Source organism: uncultured Lamprocystis sp. (assembly GCF_903933125.1).
Classification (GTDB): domain Bacteria; phylum Pseudomonadota; class Gammaproteobacteria; order Chromatiales; family Chromatiaceae; genus Thiodictyon.
The window spans coordinates 1-1,661 of record NZ_CAIZIZ010000174.1 but is presented as its reverse complement, the minus strand read 5'-3'; the positions used below and the strand labels follow the sequence as shown (position 1 = coordinate 1,661).

The 1,661-nt window shown below is 67.4% G+C and carries 1 protein-coding gene and 1 pseudogene; both read left to right on the top strand.

Annotation, left to right across the window (positions count from 1 at the left end; genetic code table 11):
- The coding region (locus QZY03_RS08735) for a thrombospondin type 3 repeat-containing protein (protein ID WP_295580122.1) at positions 1-619 on the top strand (619 nt) is incomplete at its 5' end.
- A 265-nt stretch (positions 620-884) separates the two neighbouring features.
- A pseudogene (locus tag QZY03_RS08730) lies at positions 885-1,661 on the top strand (oligopeptidase A); the annotation flags it as partial.

Sequence of the window (1,661 nt, the reverse complement as noted above, 5' to 3'; positions counted from 1 at the left end):
TCACCCCAACCTACCGGGCTCCGCCGAACCGGCCAGCCAGGCCGCGGCCAGTGGGGCCGCGGTGACGATCACCCTCACGTACAATGTCGGCGGTGCGGACGCGACCCTGACCGGCCTGGGTGTCCGGCTGCACTGGAACTCGACACACCTGACTTTCGCGGGCCAGACGGGGGCGCTGGGGCAGGGCCTGGTGGCGCAGGACACGGCCTGCCGCGACGACCGCACGACGAATTTCGACCAGGACGCCGCCACCGATTGTTTTGTGCTGATCGCGTGGGCCAGCCGGTCGGGCGACTGGCCGGGCACCCTGCCCAAACCACTGCTGGTGGCACAGTTCACCAGTCGCCTGGTGGCTGGCCAGAATACCCGGGTCCAGCTCAGCGCCAGCGCCAATCCCGCCGGCTATGGATTCGCCGCGACACCCGCGGTCGTCGATGGCCCAGCACTGGACAGCGACGGGGATGGGGTGCCGGATGCGCAGGACAACTGTCGGCACACGCGGAATCCTGACCAGGCCGATGCGAATGGAGACGGTATTGGCGATGCTTGCGAGGCCGGCGATTTCTGCTGGGAGTGCCTGCCCAACCGGGGCGGCTGGCGGGCGATCCTGGGGCGGTGAGTCTGGCGGCGGCCCACCCGCCGCCGTTCGGCCGTGGTATTTGACAGGCCTTGATCACCATCCCGACCACCTCGGCCGACACGAGGCCGCTGGTCCGCAAAGCGGACGACGTCGCATCCTGAACCAGGATTGCGGCATTCTTCCGGAAGGCGTCCAGCCGCGGCAGCCGGTGCGCTTGAAGAGCCCGCCCGCCGCCGCCACTCCAGGGCCACCGGGAGGCCGCTCGCTCCCCCTCGTTTCAATTGCACCTGTCACAGGATGAACCATGTCCAATCCGCTCCTCGATCACGTTGGTCTCCCCGCGTTCGCCCGCATCCTGCCGGAACATGTCGAGCCCGCGCTCGATGCCCGGCTCGCGGCCTGCCGCACTGAGATCGCCCGCCTGACCAGCGCGGTGCCGGTCCCCACCTGGGAGAATTTCGTCGAGGCGCTGGAGGAGATGGACGACACGCTCAGCCGGACCTGGTCACCCGTCGGTCACCTGAACGGGGTCATGAACAGCGACGCCCTGCGCGCCGCGTACAATGCTTGTCTGCCCAAGCTCAGCGACTACGGCACCGAGGTCGGCCAGAACGAGGATCTGTTCCGCGGCTACCAGGCGGTAGCGGCTCTGGAGCATCTGGACCCCACCCAGCGCAAGCTGGTAGAGAACGCCTTGCGCGACTTCCACCTCTCCGGTGTCGATCTGCCCGCGGACAAGAAAGCCCGCTACAAGGCCATCAGCCAGGAACTCTCCCAGCTCACCAGCAAGTATTCCGAGAACCTGCTGGACGCCACCAATGCCTGGACCAAGCTGATCACCGATCCGGAACACTTGGCCGGCCTGCCTGAATCGGCGCTGGGTCTGGCCCGGCAGAACGCCCAACAGCGCGATCAGGAGGGCTGGCTCCTGACGCTGGACATGCCCTCCTATATCCCGGTGCTGACCTATGCGGACAATCGGGACCTGCGCTTCGAGGTCTATCAGGCGTACAGCACCCGCGCCTCCGATCAGGGACCGCACGCCGGCCAGTGGGATAACAGCACGGCCATGGACCGGATC